At 70.5% G+C, this 18,358-nt stretch carries 15 protein-coding genes; 8 read left to right on the forward strand and 7 right to left on the reverse strand.

Translation table 11 applies throughout. The features are described from left to right. Positions 1-177: 177 nt before the first annotated feature. A complete protein-coding gene (locus YWY_RS0105260) occupies positions 178-792 on the reverse strand; it encodes a TetR/AcrR family transcriptional regulator (RefSeq protein WP_028846750.1) in 615 nt (204 codons plus the stop codon). Positions 793-927: 135 nt separating this feature from the next. Further along, positions 928-1,881, reverse strand: coding sequence for an ROK family protein (locus tag YWY_RS0105265; protein ID WP_028846751.1), 954 nt, complete (start codon positions 1,879-1,881; stop codon positions 928-930). A 227-nt stretch (positions 1,882-2,108) separates the two neighbouring features. Here YWY_RS0105265 and YWY_RS0105270 point away from each other — a divergent pair, with 227 nt between their 5' ends. From YWY_RS0105270 to YWY_RS0105280, 3 genes are all read left to right on the forward strand, one after another. Beyond that, the gene (locus YWY_RS0105270; RefSeq protein WP_084608980.1) at positions 2,109-5,354 is read left to right on the forward strand and encodes an arabinosyltransferase domain-containing protein; all 3,246 of its coding nucleotides are present in this window, start codon (positions 2,109-2,111) and stop codon (positions 5,352-5,354) included. A gap of 790 nt (positions 5,355-6,144) precedes the next feature. Continuing rightward, positions 6,145-7,503 (forward strand): WS/DGAT/MGAT family O-acyltransferase, encoded by a 1,359-nt coding sequence (locus tag YWY_RS0105275; RefSeq protein ID WP_028846753.1) that lies wholly within the window; start codon positions 6,145-6,147, stop codon positions 7,501-7,503. A 305-nt stretch (positions 7,504-7,808) separates the two neighbouring features. Next, positions 7,809-8,753, forward strand: coding sequence for an alpha/beta hydrolase (locus YWY_RS0105280; protein WP_156899110.1), 945 nt, complete (start codon positions 7,809-7,811; stop codon positions 8,751-8,753). A gap of 106 nt (positions 8,754-8,859) precedes the next feature. Here YWY_RS0105280 and YWY_RS0105285 read toward each other — a convergent pair whose 3' ends face one another. Together YWY_RS0105285 and YWY_RS0105290 are read right to left on the reverse strand one after the other, a co-directional pair. Next, positions 8,860-10,233 carry an amidase gene (locus YWY_RS0105285; RefSeq protein WP_028846755.1) on the reverse strand — a complete coding sequence of 458 codons (1,374 nt, stop codon included), beginning with the start codon at positions 10,231-10,233 and terminating at the stop codon, positions 8,860-8,862. Next, complete coding sequence (locus YWY_RS0105290; protein ID WP_051309883.1) at positions 10,230-11,153, reverse strand: D-2-hydroxyacid dehydrogenase; 924 nt, start codon at positions 11,151-11,153, stop codon at positions 10,230-10,232. Before YWY_RS0105290 ends, YWY_RS0105285 begins: the two co-directional genes overlap by 4 nt. 128 nt (positions 11,154-11,281) lie before the next feature. On the opposite strand from YWY_RS0105290, the gene YWY_RS0105295 reads away from it, so the two are divergent. Next, entirely contained in the window at positions 11,282-11,998 is a 717-nt protein-coding gene (locus YWY_RS0105295) for a maleate cis-trans isomerase family protein (RefSeq protein ID WP_028846757.1), read from the forward strand. Continuing rightward, positions 11,995-12,708, forward strand: a complete 714-nt coding sequence (locus YWY_RS0105300) for a GntR family transcriptional regulator (RefSeq protein ID WP_028846758.1) — start codon at positions 11,995-11,997, stop codon at positions 12,706-12,708. Before YWY_RS0105295 ends, YWY_RS0105300 begins: the two co-directional genes overlap by 4 nt. On the opposite strand, the gene YWY_RS0105305 is transcribed toward YWY_RS0105300, so the two are convergent. The 3 genes from YWY_RS0105305 to YWY_RS0105315 all read right to left on the reverse strand — a co-directional run bounded on the left by YWY_RS0105305 (position 12,705) and on the right by YWY_RS0105315 (position 14,865). Next, a complete protein-coding gene (locus YWY_RS0105305) occupies positions 12,705-12,887 on the reverse strand; it encodes a hypothetical protein (RefSeq protein WP_028846759.1) in 183 nt (60 codons plus the stop codon). The two genes, YWY_RS0105300 and YWY_RS0105305, sit on opposite strands and share 4 nt — an antisense overlap. A gap of 26 nt (positions 12,888-12,913) precedes the next feature. Next, positions 12,914-13,171 carry a DUF6879 family protein gene (locus YWY_RS20415; protein ID WP_028846760.1) on the reverse strand — a complete coding sequence of 86 codons (258 nt, stop codon included), beginning with the start codon at positions 13,169-13,171 and terminating at the stop codon, positions 12,914-12,916. A 224-nt stretch (positions 13,172-13,395) separates the two neighbouring features. Continuing rightward, a complete protein-coding gene (locus YWY_RS0105315; RefSeq protein WP_038044535.1) occupies positions 13,396-14,865 on the reverse strand; it encodes an NAD-dependent succinate-semialdehyde dehydrogenase in 1,470 nt (489 codons plus the stop codon). Between the two features lie 176 nt (positions 14,866-15,041). Here YWY_RS0105315 and YWY_RS0105320 point away from each other — a divergent pair, with 176 nt between their 5' ends. The 3 genes from YWY_RS0105320 to YWY_RS0105330 all read left to right on the forward strand — a co-directional run bounded on the left by YWY_RS0105320 (position 15,042) and on the right by YWY_RS0105330 (position 18,324). After that, the gene (locus YWY_RS0105320) at positions 15,042-16,295 is read left to right on the forward strand and encodes an aspartate aminotransferase family protein (RefSeq protein WP_028846762.1); all 1,254 of its coding nucleotides are present in this window, start codon (positions 15,042-15,044) and stop codon (positions 16,293-16,295) included. Then, positions 16,292-16,792, forward strand: a complete 501-nt coding sequence (locus YWY_RS0105325) for a DUF3830 family protein (RefSeq protein ID WP_028846763.1) — start codon at positions 16,292-16,294, stop codon at positions 16,790-16,792. The genes YWY_RS0105320 and YWY_RS0105325 overlap by 4 nt, the downstream gene beginning before the upstream one ends. 119 nt (positions 16,793-16,911) lie before the next feature. Further along, positions 16,912-18,324 (forward strand): FAD-binding oxidoreductase, encoded by a 1,413-nt coding sequence (locus YWY_RS0105330; protein WP_245566562.1) that lies wholly within the window; start codon positions 16,912-16,914, stop codon positions 18,322-18,324. Positions 18,325-18,358 lie beyond the last annotated feature (34 nt).

An 18,358-nucleotide genomic window follows, 5' to 3' on the forward strand; every position in this document is an offset into this window, starting at 1 on the left:
CCCGGCACGGGCATCCCTCCGTCAGACTGATGACAAGTGTCGTCAATTTAGGATCCGGGCCGACGCGCGTCAACAGGCGCCCGGCGGAGTTCACCACGAGGGCGGATGCCGGGCTCGTACTGGTCGGCCGCCAGCAAGGCAAAGAAAGTCCACCACGACGCGGACGACGGACCGGGCTCAGCCGCGCGGCCGCTCGCCCCAGAACAGCAGGACGGTGCGCACGCACTTGTCGATCAGCTCCTCGCGGCTGACCGGCAACGTCCCGGACAGCCAGCCGAAGAACAGCGTGGCCACCGCGCCGGTCAGCGCCACCGACGTCAGCACGCTCTCGTTCTTGCTCGCCCCCGGCGGCAGCTGCCTGCGCACCAACCGGGTGAAGGTCGGCGCCACGCCGATGCTCACCCCGCTCAGCGCGGGATCCGACAACGGCTCGACCAGCAGCAGGCGGCCCTTGCGCGGATCGTCCAGGCACACCGAGACGAGCGCGTCGACCGCCGCGCGCGCCTGCTCCTCGCGGCTGCTCCCCGCCACCGGGGTGGTCGCCTCCATGGCCTGCTGAAGCTCCTCGGCCACCTGCAGGAACAGTGCCGACAGCAGCTCGTCCCGGCCGGCGAAGTTCTCGTAGAAGTACCGGTCGGTCAGGCCCGCCCTGCGGCACACCGACCGCACCGTCACCCCGGCGCCACCATGCTCGCCGAGTAGATCCAGCGCAGCGTCCAGCAGCGCCGCACGCCGTGCCGCGCGCCGCTGCTCCAGGGTCGTTCCTGCCCACAGCCGCTGCCGGGACGCCACGGCACCAGGTTAGGCCGCGCGCGCGAACCCGACTCGGTGACCGGCCCGTCCGCCCTCGCTGTGCGCCCGCCCTGCCCTCGTCGTGCGCCGGTCGTCCGGCCCGGCTGGGCGGCCAACGAAGACGCCGTGGCCGGGTCAGGCGATTGGATCGGGCAGTGCCGCGAACGCCAGCCTGGCGGCCCCGAGCAGGCACGCCGACCGCCCCAGCGGCGACGGCACCACGGTGATACCGCGGATGTAGGACAACCCGGCGTGCTCGGCGAGATGGCGGCGCAGCGGTTCGAACAGCACCTCACCGACCTGGGTCACGCCCCCGCTGAGCACAGCCACCTCGATGTCGGCCAGCGCGGCGGTACCCGCGATCGCTGCCGCCAAGGCGCGCGCGGCACGGTCGAAGGCGGCCAATGCCAGCTCGTCCCCGGCGCGCGCCGCTTCGGCCAGGGCGGCGGTCGCCGGCTCGCCCTGCCACCCGTTGTCGACCGCCCACCGCGCGATCGACGTTCCCGATGCGATCGCTTCCACGCAGCCGCGCCCGCCGCACGCGCACTCCGGGCCGTCGACGTCGACCACGAGGTGCCCGATGTGGCCGGCGTTGCCGGACTGCCCAGCCCGGACCTGGCCGTCGAGGATCAGGCCTCCCCCGATACCGGTGGACACGGTGATCACCAACGCGTCCCGGTGGTCCTTGGCGCCGCCGTAGGCCAGCTCGGCGGCGGCCAGCGCGACACCGTCCAGCGCGAACGCCGACGGCAACCCGGGCGCGATCGCGGCCACCCGTTCCATCAGCGGAAACTCCCGCCAATCCGATACGTTGAGCGGGCTGGCGGTCCCGGTGCGCACGTCGACCGGCCCCGCACTGCACACCCCGACCACGGCAACGCGTGCCCCGTGCGGCCCGGCAAGCACGTCCCCGGCCGCCTTGGTCAACGTCGCGGCAATGGCCTCGGCGCCCTGGCCCGCGGGTGTGCGGACCTCGGTGGCATCCACCACGGTGCCGTCCGGCGCGACGACGCCGACGGCGATCTTGGTGCCCCCGAAGTCGATCGCCAGGGCCAACGGGGACGAGGAAGCTGAGGTCGTGCCGGTCATGCCGCTGAGATTGCCATGCCGGGCCGGGACGTCGCGACGGCACTCCCCGCGCGCCTGCCTTTCTGTGACAGGCGGCACGGACGGCACGGACACCACGCCCGGCCTGGCACGGGGATCACCGGCCGTAACGCCAGCCAGACCAACGCCCGGCTCACCACACCCCACCGGACACGGGGATCACCGAGCCCACGGCAAGCCGATCATGGCCGTGCGTTAGCGTGACTGCGATGTCGGGTGCGAGTCACGGCGCCCAAACCGCTGTCGAGGTGGGGGAGCCGCAAACGGACGCGCCCCCTGCCGATGCCATCCGCCAGGGGGGCAGGCGTCGGCTGCCCAGCTGGTCACCGGCACGCTGGCGGCTCGTCGCGAAGGTCCTCGGCATCGTCAGTGCGCTGTGCGCGCTGGCCATCCCGTTCATGCCGATCATCCAGGACACCGCGCGGATCGTATGGCCGGCGCCGAACAGCACGCAAGCGATCAACACGCCGCTGGTCGGCTACTGGGCGCTGGAAATCGACGCGACGGTGCCGTGCGCGACGATCAAGTCGGCGGACGACGCCCTGGTCTCGCGTGCCATGTTGCTGTCGACGGTGCCGCGAGCCCGGATCAACACCGGCGTCGGCATGCACATGGACGTCGACAACAACGTGCTCACCGTGGTCAACCGCGGGCAGCAGATCGTCAGCCAGCCGCTCCCCGAGTCCGGATGCGACGTCCGCTTCACCTCCACCGGCGAGCGCACCAGGATTACCGTGGCCGGTGCGACGGTGTACGACGAGGCCTCCGACGTCCGGCCGCGCGTGGTCGGCGTCTACTCGGACATCGCCGCCGACCGTGACCCCATCGACGGCCTGCAGGTGTCGATCACGCCGGACACCCGCTACCAGTCGTCGCCCACGGTGTGGAAGACGCTGGTCACGGTGATCGGCGTGCTGGCCCTGCTCGGCTGTCTGCTCGCGGTCAACCGGCTGGATTCCCGGGTCGCCAGGCGGGCGCCGCGGTGGGCACCGATCGGCTGGTGGAAGCTGACGCTGCGCGACCTCACGGTCATCGGCGCGCTCGGACTGTGGGTGTTCATCGGCCCGGTGACCTCGGACGACGGCTACATCCTGTCCATGGCCAGGGTGGCCGAGGACGCCGGCTACCTGACCAACTACCACCGCTGGTTCGGTGTCGCCGAGGCGCCGTTCGGCTGGTTCTACCACCTCACCGAGCTGATGACCGAGGTGTCCACGGTGCCGCCGTGGATCCGGCTGCCGTCGTTCGTGCTCGCGGTCATCGCCTGGCTGCTGATCAGCCGGGAGATCCTGCCCCGCCTCGGCAACCAGGTGCGCCACTCCAAGGCCGCCGCGTGGGCCGCCGCCGCGGTCTTCTTGGTGTGGTGGATGCCGTTCAACAACGGGGTGCGGCCGGAGCCGGTCGCCGCGGTCGGCTCGCTGCTGGCCATCGCCGCCGTGGAGCGCACCCTGGTGACCCGCCGCCTGCTGCCGCTGTGCCTCGGCCTGATCGCCGCGGCGCTGACGTTGGCGGCGACCCCGACCGGGCTGATCGCCGTCGCGCCGTTCATCGTGGCCGCCCGGCCGTTGTGGCGGCTGCTCAAGCAGCGCGCCGAAGCGGGCTGGGTGACCGTGCTGGCCCCGATCGGCGCCGCCGGGTTCGCGGTGCTGTTCGTCGTGTTCGCCGACCAGACGTTCGCCACGGTGGTGGAGGCCACCAGGTTGCGCAACCAGGTCGGGCCGAGCCTGGCGTGGTTCCAGGAGTTCTCCCGCTACGACCTGCTGTTCGGGGGCGGCGGCAACTCCGGCGACGACTCGCTGACCAGGCGTTTCCCGGTCCTGCTGATCGTGCTGTGCGTCGCCACCTGCCTGGTGGTCATGCTGCGCCGCGGACGCATTCCGGGCGCCGCGCTCGGCCCGTCCCGGCGGCTCATCGGCACCACGGCACTGTTCTTCCTGCTGCTCGCCCTGACCCCGACGAAGTGGACGCACCACTTCGGGGCGTTCGCCGCGGTGGGATCGGCCATGGCGGCGCTGACCGCGTTGGCCACCAGCTCGTCGGTGTTGCGGTCGAACCGCAACCGCAACGCCTTCCTGGCCGGGCTGCTGGTGGTCGCGGCGCTGGCCACCACCGGGCCGAACTCGTACTGGTTCGTCTCCAAGCTCGGCGTGCCGTGGGCCGACACCGCCCCGGAGATCGCCGGCGTCAAGGTCGCCACGCTGCTGGTGGTCGGCGCGGTCGTGGCCGCCGCGGTGGCCTGGGTGCAGAACGTGCGGTTCCAGCCGCCCAAGCGCGGCAAACGCACCACGTCCGACCGCCGCTCCCGCGCGCTGGCACTCAGCTCGGCGTCGCTGACCATCGTGTGCGGCCTGGTCGCGCTGTGGGAGTTCGCCACGGTCGCCACCGCGGCGGTCAACCAGCGCGGCAGCTACAGCCTCGCCGCAGCGAACATCGATCACCTCTTCGGCGACACGTGCAACCTGTCCGACCACGTGCTGGTGGAGCGCGCGCCCGCGTCGAACGTCCTGCCGGAGCATCCGCCGCACCTGCAGCAGACCGCGCCGGAGAAGGAGCCGGAGAAGGAGCGCAAGAAGGACAAGAAGAAGTCCGACCCGCTTCCACCGCCGGACAACGACAACGGCATGAGCCTGACCGGCTTCCACACCCGGTCGGTCGGCGAGCAGGACCCGCTGAACTCGCCGCCGCACGACTTCGCCGAGAACAACGTGCCGATGTGGAGCAGCTACCGGAACCCGCAGGGCGCCGCCGGCCAGCTGCGCACCCAGTGGTTCAAGATCAGCCCCAAGGACTTCGACAAGCAGCTGGTCGTCTCGGTGGCGGGCGGGCTGGCGCCCGGACTGAAGATGGCCGCGGAGTACGGTGTGCCCACCAAGAAGGGCTTCAAGGTGGTCGAGCGGCGGCCGATGCCGATCCCGCCGACCGCGGCCACCCGGTGGGAGGACTCCCGGATCTCCCAACAGGGCATCGACGCGAAAGTCCGGGCGGTGCGCATCGTCGCCGACGACACCAACCTCACCGAGGACGGCTGGATCGCCCTGTCCGCGCCGCGGGTGCCGGAGCTGACCACGCTCACCCTGCGCCTGCGGGACAAGCCGGTCTACATGGACTGGCCGACGTCGTTCGTGTATCCGTGCGTCGATTTGCCCAAGGTGCGGGACGGCATCGCGGAGATGCCGCGCTACCGGATCACCGCCGGGCTGCTGGCCCACGAAGCCGGCTGGGCAGGCAGCAACGGAGGCGGCCCGATCGGCTACCTGGAAACCGTCGCCGACATGCCGGAGATCCCCAGCTTCCTGCGCGGCGACCCCAAGCAGTCGTGGGGCCAGCTGCTGCAGGTCCGCCCGCTGGAGCGCGGCGCGGAGCCGCAGATCATCCGCGGCCAGGAGGTGCACCCCGGCTGGTGGTCACCGGGGCCGGGACCGGCGCAACCGGACGGTCGCACGCCCACGCGCTGACCACGATGGTTCTCTGCCGCGCACCCGCTCGGGCTGCCGCGGTGGCCCAGCGAACCCCACGCTGCCGTGGCAGCCCCGCACCTCCCCCACGCACTGATCACACCAGCCCCACGGACACGGCGACCAGCAACCCCCAATTGCCGATCGGCGGCGTCCTCGGCGCTGTCCGACGTGGTGCCGCGCTACTTCCAGCACCCCGCGTCCGCGGCTTCTTGCACCCAGCGCGGGAGAACTGGCCAACGGCTCCCCGGCGGCGGTGAAGTGGCGCGGCGGCCCGCCCTTGCATGCGAGGAACCGGTAGAGCCCCTCGGCTCTCCTGCTCACACAAGGGCGGCTCTGCACCTCGGACGCCACGGAACTGAAGAGGCGCCGCTCACCCACACAACGGCGGCCCCACACCCCGGACACCACAGAACTAAAGCAACGCCGCTCTCCTGCTCGCACACGGGTGGCTCGTACTCTGCGTGCGCGGAACCGGCCGGGTTGCCGCCCACGATCCGTTCTCGCATCCTGCACGTGAGCACTGGCCGATGGGTCCTCAGCGGAGGTGGATCAGGCGCGGTCTCGCACTCTGCGCGAGCCGACCGGGTCGTCGCCGATCCAGCCCTTGCGGACCAGGCGGTCTCGCACCCTGCGAGAAGCCGACACGGCCGGGACTCCCCTCGGACGCCCTCGCCCCGTCCCCTGCGTCGCCGACGATTCCTGAGCGAAACGTGTGAGATGCCGTGTGCTCTGCGCGCATGGCCCGTAGGCTCGAAGCACCGCACGTGCGAAAGAGGGTGGCGGCGACGTGAAGTTCATGCCGGTGACCGATTCCATGTTCCTGCTCATCGAGTCGCGGGAGCACCCGATGCACGTGGGCGGGCTGCAGCTGTTCCGGAAACCGGAGGGCACCGGCGACGACTACGTCGCCCAGCTGTACCGCGACCTGATCGACAAGTCCGAGGTCAGGCCGCTGTTCCGGCAGCGGCCCGCCGGGCCGGTGAACTCGCTCGGGCAGCTCGCCTGGACCGAGGACACCGAGCTCGACCTCAGCTACCACGTGCGCCGCTCCGCGCTGCCCACTCCCGGCCGGGTGCGGGAGCTGCTGGAGATCACCTCCCGCTGGCACGGCACGCTGCTCGACCGGCACCGTCCGCTGTGGGAGACGCACTTCATCGAAGGGCTGAACGACGGCCGCTTCGCCATCTACACCAAGATCCACCACGCCATGCTCGACGGGGTCTCCGCGCTGCGGCACATGCAGTTGTCGCTGACGCCCGACCCCGACGCCCGCGACTGCGAGATGTGGTGGTCGCTCAAGCCGCCCAAGCGGTCGAAACCACCGCAGCAGCGCTCGTTGCTCGACCGCGTGCGTGGCATCGCCGGCGAGCTGGCCGGGCTGGGCCCCGCCATGCTGAAGACGGTGAACGAGATCCGGCGCGAGCAGTCGATCACCCTGCCGCTACAGGCGCCGCGGACGATGTTCAACGTCTCCGTCGGCGGGGCGCGCCGCGTGGCCGCGCAGTCCTGGCCGATCGAGGCCTTCCGGCAGATCGGCAAGGCAGCCGGGTGCACCATCAACGACGTCGTACTGACCGTGTGCGCGGGTGCGCTGCGCGACTACCTGATCGAGCACCGGGCACTGCCCGACCAGTCGCTGACCGCGATGGTGCCGGTGTCGCTGCGCGCCAGCGAGGGAGCCGAGCGCGGCGGCAACGCGATCGGCGCTCTGCTGTGCCGGCTGGGGACGGACGTCGCCGACCCGGCGAAACGGCTGGAAGTGGTCAGCCACTCGATGCGGGAGGGCAAGCGGCTGTTCTCGGAGCTGACCCCGCTGCAGGTGCTGCTGCTGTCGGCGGTGAACGTCGCCCCGCTCGGCCTGTCCCCCATCCCCGGGATCGCCGACCACACCAAGCCGCCGTTCAACCTGGTGATCTCCAACGTGCCCGGCCCGCGCCAGAAGATGTACTTCAACGGCGCGCAGCTGGACGGCATCTACCCGGCGTCGATCTGCCTGGACGGCCAGGCCGTCAACATCACCATGACCAGCTACGACGACCAGATCGGGTTCGGCATCGTCGGCTGCCGCCGGTCCGTACCGCACCTGCAGCGGATGTTGCTGCACCTCGACACCGCGCTGGAAGAACTCACCGCGGCGGTGTTGTGAGCCGCGGCGGTGCTGTAAGGCGCCACGGTGCCGTGAACCGCCGCGGTGCTGTGAACGGCCACGGTGCCGTGAACGGCCACGGTGCCGTGAACCGCCGCGGTGCCGTGAGCAGCCACGGTGCTGTCAACCGCGGCGGTGTAGTGAGCCACGGCGGTGCTGTAAGGCGCCACGGTGCTGTGAGCCGCCGCCGTCGTGCTCCGGCTGCGGCCTGACTCGGGGCATGCGTCCGGACCAGCCTGTGGCCTGACTCGCGTCATGCGTCCGGACCCGCCCAATTGAGATACCGTGGGTATCCGGAGGTGGCGATGACACAGGCAGCAACCCGGCCGCCGCGCCTGAGCCTGCACTCACGCGTGCTGTACGCGACGTTCTGGCTGTTCGGCCGCACGGTCGGCCGATTCGTTCCGATCACGCACCCGAAGGTGCTGCGGGCCGCCGAGCAGTGGGACGCACACGCCGGGCGGCGCAAGCGCATGCCGCGCGGTATCACCGTCACACCGGTACAGCTGGACGGATTCGAGGCCGAGTGGCTGCGGCCCGAGGGCGCGGTCGACGACGCGGCGATCCTGTACTTCCACGGCGGCGGATTCTTCTCCGGCGGGCTGAACACGCACCGGCCTGCCGTGTCCGCCATGGCCAAGCGCAGCAAGGTTCCCGCGTTCTCGGTCGCCTACCGGCAGCTGCCCAGCACACCGATCAACGGCTCCGTGGCGGACTGCCTGGCGGCTTACCGGCACCTGCTCGGCACCGGCTTGCGGCCCGAGCGCATCGTCTTCGCCGGCGACTCCGCGGGCGGGTACCTGACGTTCGCGACGGCGCTCAAGGCCCGCGACGAGGGCCTGCCGCTGCCCGCGGGCCTGGTCGCACTGAGCCCGGTGACCGACCTGGAAGGCCAGGCGCGGAGCAAGCACGCCAACTGGGGCAAGGACACCTACATCCTGGCCAAGCACCTCAGCAAGGCGGCCGAGCTGTGGTCCACCGACCCGGACGGCCAGGGGCCGCCGATCTCCCCGGTCCGGGCGGACCTGACCGGCATGCCGCCCACGTTGATCATGGCGGCGGAGACCGAGGTGCTGCTGGCGGACGCGGAAGCGATGGCCGAGGCCCTGTGGGCGGCAGGCGCCGAGTGCAAGCTGGAGGTCTGGCGCGGCCAGGTGCACGCCTTCCCGGTGCTGGCGCCGACGCCGGAAGTCCGGCTGGCCGTCGGGCACATCGCCGAGTTCATCCAGCAGGTGCTGAAGGCGAGCTGATCAGCCGCGCCGCTGGGGGCGCCTGCTCGCCTGACGCATGCCTGCGGCACCACCACGGCTGGCCGCCTGCGCGATGCGCATCGGCGGCCTGCAGGCACGACCCGGGCTACCGGGCTGCCTGCCCGGCCAGCACCTGCTCCACGTGCCGCGCGAATGCCAGCACCACGTCGTCGGCGTGCCGCGGACCGACGATCTGCAGCCCCACCGGCAGCCCGTCCGAGGTGCGCCCGATCGGCAGGCTGATCGCGGGCTGCTGGGTCATGTTGAACGGGTAGGTGAACCCGGTCCACTGCCACCACTTGGTGTACGGCCCGCCCGGCGGGACGTCGTGCCCGGCCTCGAACGGGCGCACCGGCATCATCGGGGTGATCAGCACGTCGTAGCGGGTGTGGAACTCGCCCATGCGGATGCCCAGCGCCGCCCGGGTCTCGTTGGCGGTCAGGTAGTCCACCGCCGAGAAGGTCCTGCCCAGATCCCAGATCTTGCCCAGCCCGGGGTCGACCTTCTCCCGCGCGCCGGGCGGAAACGCGCTCAGCGCCTTCGCCGCCCCGCACGCCCACAGCACTTCGAAGGCGTCGGCCGGATCGGCGAAGCCCGGGTCGGCCTCGTCGACGGCGATGCCGGATTCCCGGACGGCTTGCACCGCATCCGCGGCGACCCCGGCGATCTCCGGGTCCACGTCGACGTAGCCGAGCGTGGGCGAGAACGCTGCCTTGAGCCCGCTGACGTCCCGCGCCACCGCCTCCGCGAACGTCTCGTCCATCGACGGTGGTGAGGTCGGGTCGCGGGGGTCGGGCTGCGCCAGGACGTCCATCATCAGCGCGATGTCGTCGACCGTGCGCGCGAACGGACCGGCGTGCGCCAGCGCCCCGAACGGGCTCGCCGGATACAGCGGAATTCGGCCGTGAGTCGGTTTGAAGCCGACGACACCGCAGAACGAGGCAGGAATGCGTACCGAGCCACCGGCGTCGGTGCCGACCGACAGCACGCCCATGTCAGCTGCCACGGCCGCGGCACTCCCGCCGCTGGAGCCGCCCGCGGTCTTGCTCGGGTCGTGCGGGTTGCGCGTGACGCCGCACAGGCGCGAGTCCGTCGTGGCCTTCCAGCCGAGCTCCGGGGTGGTGACCTTGCCCAGCACGACCAGGCCGGCTTCCCGCATGCGCGCCATCACCGGGCTGTCGACGTCCCACGGCTGGTCCGGGTCGATGCACAGCGAGCCGCGCAGCGTTGGCCAGCCCTTGGTGAGGAAGACGTCCTTGACCGACGACGGCACGCCGTCCAGCGGACTGCGCTGCTCACCCGACCGCCAGCGGCGTTCCGATTCCCTGGCCTGTGCCAGCGCCTGGTCGGCGTCCACCAAGCAGTAGGCGTTGAGCTCGCCGTCTCGCTTCTCGATGGCCTCCAGCGCGGCCTGCGTGGCCTCGACCGGTGACAGCGTGCCCTGCGCGTACTCGGCGGCCAGCGCGGTCGCGGTGGTCATCTGCTTCCTCCCGTCGGTACGTAGCCTCGCTTCTTGTCCACGACGTTGTGTAGCGGCTCGCCCGCGATCCAGCGCCGGAAGTTCGCCACGAACACCCGGGCGAGGGTGTCCTTCCAGCCGACCGTGTCACCGGACATGTGGGGCGACACGACGACGTTCTCCATCGTCCACAAAGGACTCTCCGACGGCAGCGGCTCCTGGTCGAAGACGTCCAGCGCGGCACCGGCCAGCTCCCCCGCCCGCAACGCGGCGATCAGGTCCTCGGTGACGACGTGCTCACCGCGGCCGACGTTGATGAACCGGGCGGTGGGTTTCATCGCGGCGAACACCCTGCGGTCGAACATGCCGCGGGTCTCGTCGGTCAGCGGCAGGACGGCGATGACGAAATCGGCCCAGCCCACGTGGTCCGGCAGTTCCGCCGAGGAGTGCACGATGCCGAAGTCGGGATCGTCCTCGCGGGCTCTCCGGCCGGCACCGCGGACCTCGATGCCGACGGCTCGCAGCAGACGTGCGATGGCCGCGCCGATCGGGCCCGTACCGACGACCAGTGCCTTGCGCCCGCCGACCCGTTCGGTCTCCCGCCACTCCCAGCGACGTTCGCGCTGCAGCTGCAGCGTGCGGGGGAAGTCCTTGGCGAATGCGATCACCAGCCCGAGGACGTATTCGGCGATGGCGTCGTCGAACACCCCGCGGGAGTTGGTCAGCACGACGTCGCTGTCGCGCAGGTCGTCGAACAGGATCGCGTCGACCCCCGCGCTCGCCACATGTACCCACTGCAGCTTGTCCGCCGCAGGCCAGGCCGCACGGACCGCCGGGGAGAAGAAGTCCCAGACGAAGAGCACGTCTGCGCCCGCCAGAGCGTCACGCAGCCCGTCGGCCCGGACGTAACGGACCTCGGCGAGCCGCTCGACCTCGGCCATTCCCCGCGGCTGGTCGTCGCCGCACAGCACGGTCACGACAGGAGTTTCTGGCACGTTGACACGCTAGGAGCGGTTCGTATGATTGTCAACAATCCGCGCCTGCGGACGCCCAGACGTCAGGGAGCACCGTGCACACGATCGGTTTCATCTATCCCGACCACGCCGCCGAGGACGACTATCCGTATGCCGAGCAGTTGCTCGAGGGGACCGCAAGCGCGGCGAAGCTGGTGGTCGAGCACATCTACGGCACCGACCTGCACGCCGTGGCGGAGCTGATGGACCTCGGCTCGCCTGCCAAGCTGGCCGACGGCGCGGCCAAGCTGGCCAAGCACTCCCCCACGGCCGTGGTGTGGGCGTGTACCAGCGGGAGTTTCGTCTACCGGCCGGATGGCGCAGCCGAGCAGGCGCGCAAGCTGAGCGAAGCCGCGGGGGTCCCGGCGTCGAGCACGTCCTTCGCGTTCACCAACGCCGCCCAGGCGCTCGGGGTGCGGCGAGTGGCAGTAGCGGCGAGCTATCCCGAAGACATCGCCGCCCTGTTCGAGGAGTTCTTGTCCCATCACGGCCTGAAGGTCGTCTCGCGGACGTCCGCAGGCATCGACACGGCCGCGGAGGTCGGCCGGCTCCGGCCGGACGAGGTGGTCGCGCTGGCGGCGGCGAACGACCACCCGGACGCGGACGCGCTGCTGATTCCGGACACGGCGATGCACACGCTGAGGGTCGTCCCGACAATCGAAGAGCGCATCGGGAAACCGGTGCTGACCGCGAATCAGGTCACGGTGTGGGAAGGCCTGCGCCTGGCGGGGTTGCCGCAGCGCGCCGAGCAGTTGGGAGCGTTGTTTCGGTGAACATGCCGGATGTCCAGCCGATCAGCCGGGAATCCACCGCCGCGATCATCGCCCGGCAGCTGCGCGAAGCCATCATGACCGGCGCGCTGCAGCCCGGTACGCAGCTCGGTGAGGCCGAGCTGGCGGCCCGGTTCCAGGTCTCCCGGGGGCCACTGCGGGAGGCCATGCAGCGGCTGGTGTCGGAGGGTCTGCTGCGCAGCGAGCGCCATCGCGGGCTGTTCGTCATCGAGCTGGAACCGGGTGACGTCTACGACATCTACGCCGCCCGCGCGGCGATCGAACGCGCCGCGTTGATCCGCATCATCCGGTCCGACCCGAAGAAGGCGGCCAAGCGGCTGCGGGAGGTGCTGGCGGAGATGGCGGGCGCCGCCGACGACGGTGATCCGTCCGCGGTCAGCCGCGCCGACCTGCGGTTCCACGAGGAGCTGGTGGCGCTGTCGGGCAGCCGCAGGCTGGCCAGGATGGCCAGCACGCTGTTGATCGAGACCCGGATGTGCCTGGCCGCGCTGCAACGTACCGGCCACAGCCCCGCCGACCGGGTCGCCGAGCACACCGCGATCGTCGACGCCATCGAAGCGGGCGACGAGGAACGAGCACTGGCACTGCTCGAGGCGCACATGGAGGACGCGATCAACCGCCTCGCGCCCGGTACCAGCCTGTACTCGGCCCCGCCCGATGTGCCGAAGGACGGCGTCGACATCTCAGGTTAGGCGCAACCGGGATGCGCTGCCTCGTGCCGCGACGACACCACACGCCCCTGCGCACCCAGGGCGTGAACCAACCCAGCCAGCGCCTGCAGATACTTCCCCAGTTCGGCCAGCAACGGGAGCGGCGGCAACTCGCCGAGGTGGTGCGCGTCCTCGAGCACGTTGCACAGCCGCAAGATCACCCCCGCCAGGTGCGGGTTGTGGATCGCTACCCGGGCGTGAACGGACGCCGGGCCACTTCGAGGCGCTGCATGACCTTGCCCTCGGCGCGGCGAGCCCGGATCAGTTCGTGCCATTCACTGTTCGGTCCTGCCGTTCGGTCCGGGCAGCTTCGGCTCTCCGGCCGATACCGACGCAGATCCTCCTGCTCATCGGGAATCTTGTAGGTCTGCTGGCACTCGAGCCGGACGGTCGACTTCTCGAACTCACCGAAGAGGACAGCGACTTCTCTGTACGAGACCGGCATTCCTCACCCTTCGCCCCGGAGCGAAGGAGTCGCACCTTCTCATGCGTTCGGTGATCACGCACAAGCGCCAAGTACGCGCCGGCGTCGAACGAGGCCGTTTCACGGTCTCGCATGAGATCCCCGACCGAGCGGTTACGACCTCCCCGATCCGGCTACCTCGCGCCGTGACCATGCCAGAGCGCGGCCACGCCACCGTGTCCGATCGTGCGGGCGTCTTGCCGCGGCTACTTCACGGCGATGGCGATGTACTTGGTCTCCAGGAACTCGTCGATACCCACCGTGCCGCCTTCGCGGCCGATGCCCGATTGCTTCACACCGCCGAACGGGGCCGCCGGATTGGACACGATGCCCTGGTTCAGCCCGACCATGCCGGTCTCCAGCGCCTCGCACACCCGCAGCGCGCGGTCGATGTCTTGGGTGAACACGTAGCTGACCAAACCGTACTCGGTGTCGTTGGCCTTGGCGACGACCTCTTCCTCGGTGTCGAAAACGTGGATCGGGGCGACCGGGCCGAAGATCTCCTCGCGCGCCAGCCGCGCCCCCTGCGGCACGTCGGACAGCACCGTCGGCGGGTAGAAGTGCCCGGGCCCGTCCAGCGGCGCCCCGCCGGTCAGCACCTTCGCGCCGCGCTCGACCGCATCAGCCACCAGCATGTCGACCTTCTCCACCGCGGCTTCGTCGACCAGCGGGCCGATCACCACGCCCTCCTCGGTGCCGCGGCCGATCGGCTGCGCCGCCATCCGCTCGGTGAGCCGCCGCGCGAACTCGTCGGCGACCCCGCGCTGCACGTAGAACCGGTTGGCCGCGGTGCAGGCCTCGCCGATGTTGCGCAGCTTCGCCAGCATTGCGCCTTCCACCGCGGTGTCCAGGTCCGCGTCGTCGAAGACGATGAACGGTGCGTTGCCGCCCAGCTCCATCGAGGTGCGCAGCACCTTGTCGGCACACTGCTCGAGCAGCTTCCGCCCGACCTCCGTCGAGCCGGTGAACGACAGCTTGCGCGCCCGGCCGTCCCGGATCAGCGGTTCCATCACACCGCCCGCGTCACTGGTCGTCACCACGTTCACCACGCCGTCCGGCAGCCCGGCCTCGGCGAGGATCTCGGCCAGCGCCAGCATCGACAACGGCGTCTGTTCGGCCGGCTTGATCACCGACGTGCACCCCGCGGCGATGGCCGGGCCCAGCTTGCGGGTGCCCATGGCCATCGGGAAGTTCCACGGCGTGATCAGCAGCGCCGGGCCGACCGGCTGGCGATGGATCAGGAACCGGCCCTTGCCGTTCGGCGCCACCGCATACCCGCCCTCGATCCGCACGGCTTCCTCGGAGAACCACCGGAAGAACTCGGCGGCGTATGCGACCTCGGCGCGCGACTCGACCAGCGGCTTGCCCATCTCCAGCGTCATCAACAGCGCCAGCTCCTCGGTGCGGTCGATGATCAGCTGGAACGCCCGGCGCAAGATCTCGCCCCGCTCGCGCGGCGGGTACTTGGCCCACGACGGCTGCGCGGCGACCGCGGCATCCAGCGCCGCCATGCCGTCCTCCGGAGCAGCATCCGCGACTTCGCACAAGACCTTGCCGGTGGACGGGTCGTGCACCGGCATCGTCCTGCCACCGGTGGCCTTGCGCCACTGTCCACCGATGAACAGGTCCTTCGCGACGTTGTCGACGACAGCGGACTCGGTGGGTGCTGCGGTCATGACTACTCCTGCCAGGACGGCCGGGTTCACCGGCTGGTGTTCCACTGCCCCGTGCCTCCGATCGGGCCACTTGCTTCCGGGGCGCGCGACAGTCATGCTAGGGACATTGTCGACAATCGACAAGAGCCGGAAGACCTGTCGACGGGCGATCCCCACAACGAACCAGGAGCACCTCCGTGTCCGAGCTTTCACCGCTGCTCAAGCAGGCAACACCGGTCGTCGTGGACCACGGCGAAGGTGTGTACCTGTACGACACCGACGGCACTCGTCATCTGGACTTCACGTCCGGCATCGGCGTCACCAGCACGGGCCACTGCCACCCGAAAGTCGTGGCCGCGGCCCAGGAACAGATCGGCAAGATCATCCACGCGCAGTACACCACCGTGATGCACCGGCCGTTGATGGAACTCGCCGAGCGCCTCGGGGAGGTGCTGCCCAGCGGCCTGGACACGCTGTTCTTCGTCAACTCGGGATCCGAGGCGGTGGAAGCCGCGCTGCGCCTGGCCCGCCAGGCGACCGGCCGGCCGAACGTGATCGCCTTCCACGGCGGCTTCCACGGCCGCACCGTCGCCGCGGCCTCGATGACGACCAGCGGCACGAAGTTCCGCTCCGGCTTCGCCCCGCTGATGGCGGGCGTGCACTTCGCACCGTTCCCCTACGCCTTCCACTACGGCTGGGACGAGGCCACCGCCACCAGGTTCGCCCTGCGCGAGCTGGACTACGTGCTGCAGAGCATGTCCTCCCCCGCCGACACAGCGGCGATGATCGTCGAGCCGGTTCTCGGCGAGGGCGGCTACGTCCCGGCCAACGCCGAGTTCATGGCCGGCCTGCGGCAGCGCTGCGACGACCACGGCATCCTGCTGATCGTCGACGAGGTACAGACCGGCTTCGGCCGGACCGGGAAGTTCTGGGGACACGAGCACTTCGGCGTCCGCCCGGACATCGTCATCACCGCCAAGGGCCTGGCGAGCGGCTTCCCGCTGTCGGCCATCGCCGCGTCCCGCGAGCTGATGAGCAAGGCATGGCCCGGCTCCCAGGGCGGCACTTACGGCGGCAACGCCGTCGCCTGCGCCGCCGCGCTCGCCACGCTGGATGTCATCCACGAGGAAGACCTCGTCGCCAACGCGGCCGAGCAGGGCAGGCGCTTGCTGGACGGCGCCCGCGCCGTTGCCGACAAGACGCCCGCGATCGGCGACGTGCGCGGCCTCGGCCTGATGGTCGGCTCGGAATTCGTCACGCCCGACGGCGAGCCGGACGGCAAGACCTCAGCCGCCGCGCAGCAGCTCGCCGCCAAGAAGGGCCTGCTGCTGCTCACCTGCGGGGCATGGGGCCAGGTGGTCCGGATGATCCCCGCACTGGTGGTGAACGGCGAGCAGATCGACGAGGCGCTGAGCATCTGGCAGGACGTCGTCGCCGAGGTGACGGCGTGACCAGGTACATCACCATCAGCCTGGACAAACGCGGCGTCAACTGCCGCGCGGCGTTGCTGGACCACGAAGCCCCGCGGACTTGCGAGGCGGTGTGGAACGCGCTGCCGCAAAGCGGGCAGGCCTACCACGCCAAGTACGCCCGCAACGAGGTCTACACGCTGGTCAAGCCGTTCGCCGATCCACCGCCCGGCCGGGAGAACCCGACCGTCACCCCCATCCCAGGGGACGTGGTGTATTTCGGGTTCGAGCCGTGGGAGATCGGCAACCCGGCCTACGGCTACGACGCCGGCAGTGCGGCGCACAACGCCGAAGGAGCCACCGACCTGGCGATCTTCTACGGCCGCAACAACCTGCTGCTCAACGGCGACGTCGGCTGGGTTCCCGGCAATGTTTTCGCCACCATCGTCGAAGGACTGGACGAGATGGCCGCGGCCGCCCAGGACCTCTGGCTGCGCGGCGTGGAAGGAGAAACCCTGTCGTTCCGGCGCGCCGAGTGATCACCAGGCGGGCCGTCTTGTACAAGTGAACAAGTTTCATCTTCCGCGGGATGCCCCCGGCCGCTAGGGTCGGGGGCATCCCGCGCTCACAGCCTGCGAGAAGGACGAGGTGGTTCGTGGTGTCCAGCACGATCGAGACCGACGCCAAGGCCCGGCTGGCGGAGGTCGTGGGGGCAGACAACTTGCTGACCGGCGACGACGTCGGCGAGGACTACGGGCACGACGAGACGCTGCAGGTCGAGCCGGCCAAGCCGGCCTACGTGGCCAAGCCCGGCACGGCGGAGGAAGTCGCCAAGCTGCTGGCCACGGCCACGGAACTGCGCATCCCCGTGACCGCACGTGGGTCGGCCACCGGGCTGAGTGCGGCCGCCCGGCCGGTGGACGGCGGTTTGGTGATCTCGTTCGAGCGCATGAACCGGGTGCTGGAGGTGGATCCGGTCAATCACGTGGCCGTGGTGCAGCCCGGGGTCACGCTGGACGAGCTGGACAAGGCCACCGCCGATCACGGCCTGGCCTACATGGTCTACCCCGGCGAGCAGTCCGCATCGGTCGGCGGCAACGTGGGCACCAACGCCGGCGGCATGCGCGCGGTGAAGTACGGCGTGGCCAGGCACAACATCCTCGGCCTGCAGGCGGCGCTGCCGACCGGCGAGCTGATCCGCACCGGCGGCCGGATCGCCAAGGTCTCCACCGGTTACGACCTGACGCAGCTCATCGTCGGCTCGGAAGGCAGCCTGGCGCTGGCCACCGAGGTGATCGTGAAGCTGGTGCCGCGCCTGCCGCACAGCGCGACCGTGCTGGCGCCGTTCACCGAGTTCACCGAGGTGGTCGCTGCCGTGCCGAAGGTGATCGGCAGTGGCTTGGCGCCGTACATCCTGGAGTACATCGACAACCTGACGATGGCGGCGATCACGCACACCTCGCAGCTGGAGCTCGGCATCCCGGACGACGTGCGGGACAAGGCCCAGGCCTATCTGGTGGTGGCGCTGGAGAACCGCGAGCAGGAGCGGCTGGACGGCGACGTGCAGGCGGTCGCCGAACTGCTGACCGGGCTCGGCGCGATGGATTGCTACGTGCTCGACGGATCCTCCGCGCGCAAGCTGATCCAGGCGCGCGAACACGCGTTCTGGACGGCCAAGGCCGCGGGCGCCCACGACGTGATCGATGTCGTGGTGCCGCGCTCGGCGATGCCGGAATTCCTCACCCGCGCCAGGGAGCTGGCCGCGCAGAACCAGTCCGGGGTGGTGGGCTGCGGTCACGCCGGGGACGGCAACGTGCACCTGGCGGTGTTCCAGGCCGACCCGATCAAGCGGGCCGAGCTGCTGTCGGCGATCTTCGCCGAGGGCGTGCGGCTCGGCGGGGCGATCTCCGGCGAGCACGGCATCGGCCGCGCCAAGCGTGGCTACTTCCAAGCGCTGGAGGACCCGGCCAAGATCGAGCTCATGCGGCGGATCAAGCAAGCGTTCGACCCGGCAGGGATCCTCAACCCCGGCGTGCTGTTCGACCCGATCGCACCGTCCGCCGACCAGTGAGCGACACCGACCAGCACCACCAGCACTGAGCACT

The organism is Thermocrispum agreste DSM 44070, from assembly GCF_000427905.1.
Taxonomy (GTDB): Bacteria; Actinomycetota; Actinomycetes; order Mycobacteriales; family Pseudonocardiaceae; genus Thermocrispum; species Thermocrispum agreste.

Bases quoted from the DNA above. Each gene is read 5' to 3' on its own strand.
- YWY_RS20415 (WP_028846760.1), bottom strand. From the start codon at position 13,171: ATGCCGGTCTCGTACAGAGAAGTCGCTGTCCTCTTCGGTGAGTTCGAG.
- YWY_RS0105315 (WP_038044535.1), bottom strand. From the start codon at position 14,865: ATGACCGCAGCACCCACCGAGTCCGCTGTCGTCGACAACGTCGCGAAG.
- YWY_RS0105285 (WP_028846755.1), bottom strand. From the start codon at position 10,233: ATGACCACCGCGACCGCGCTGGCCGCCGAGTACGCGCAGGGCACGCTG.
- YWY_RS0105290 (WP_051309883.1), bottom strand. From the start codon at position 11,153: ATGGCCGAGGTCGAGCGGCTCGCCGAGGTCCGTTACGTCCGGGCCGAC.
- YWY_RS0105280 (WP_156899110.1), top strand. From the start codon at position 7,809: ATGACACAGGCAGCAACCCGGCCGCCGCGCCTGAGCCTGCACTCACGC.
- YWY_RS0105265 (WP_028846751.1), bottom strand. From the start codon at position 1,881: ATGACCGGCACGACCTCAGCTTCCTCGTCCCCGTTGGCCCTGGCGATC.
- YWY_RS0105270 (WP_084608980.1), top strand. From the start codon at position 2,109: ATGTCGGGTGCGAGTCACGGCGCCCAAACCGCTGTCGAGGTGGGGGAG.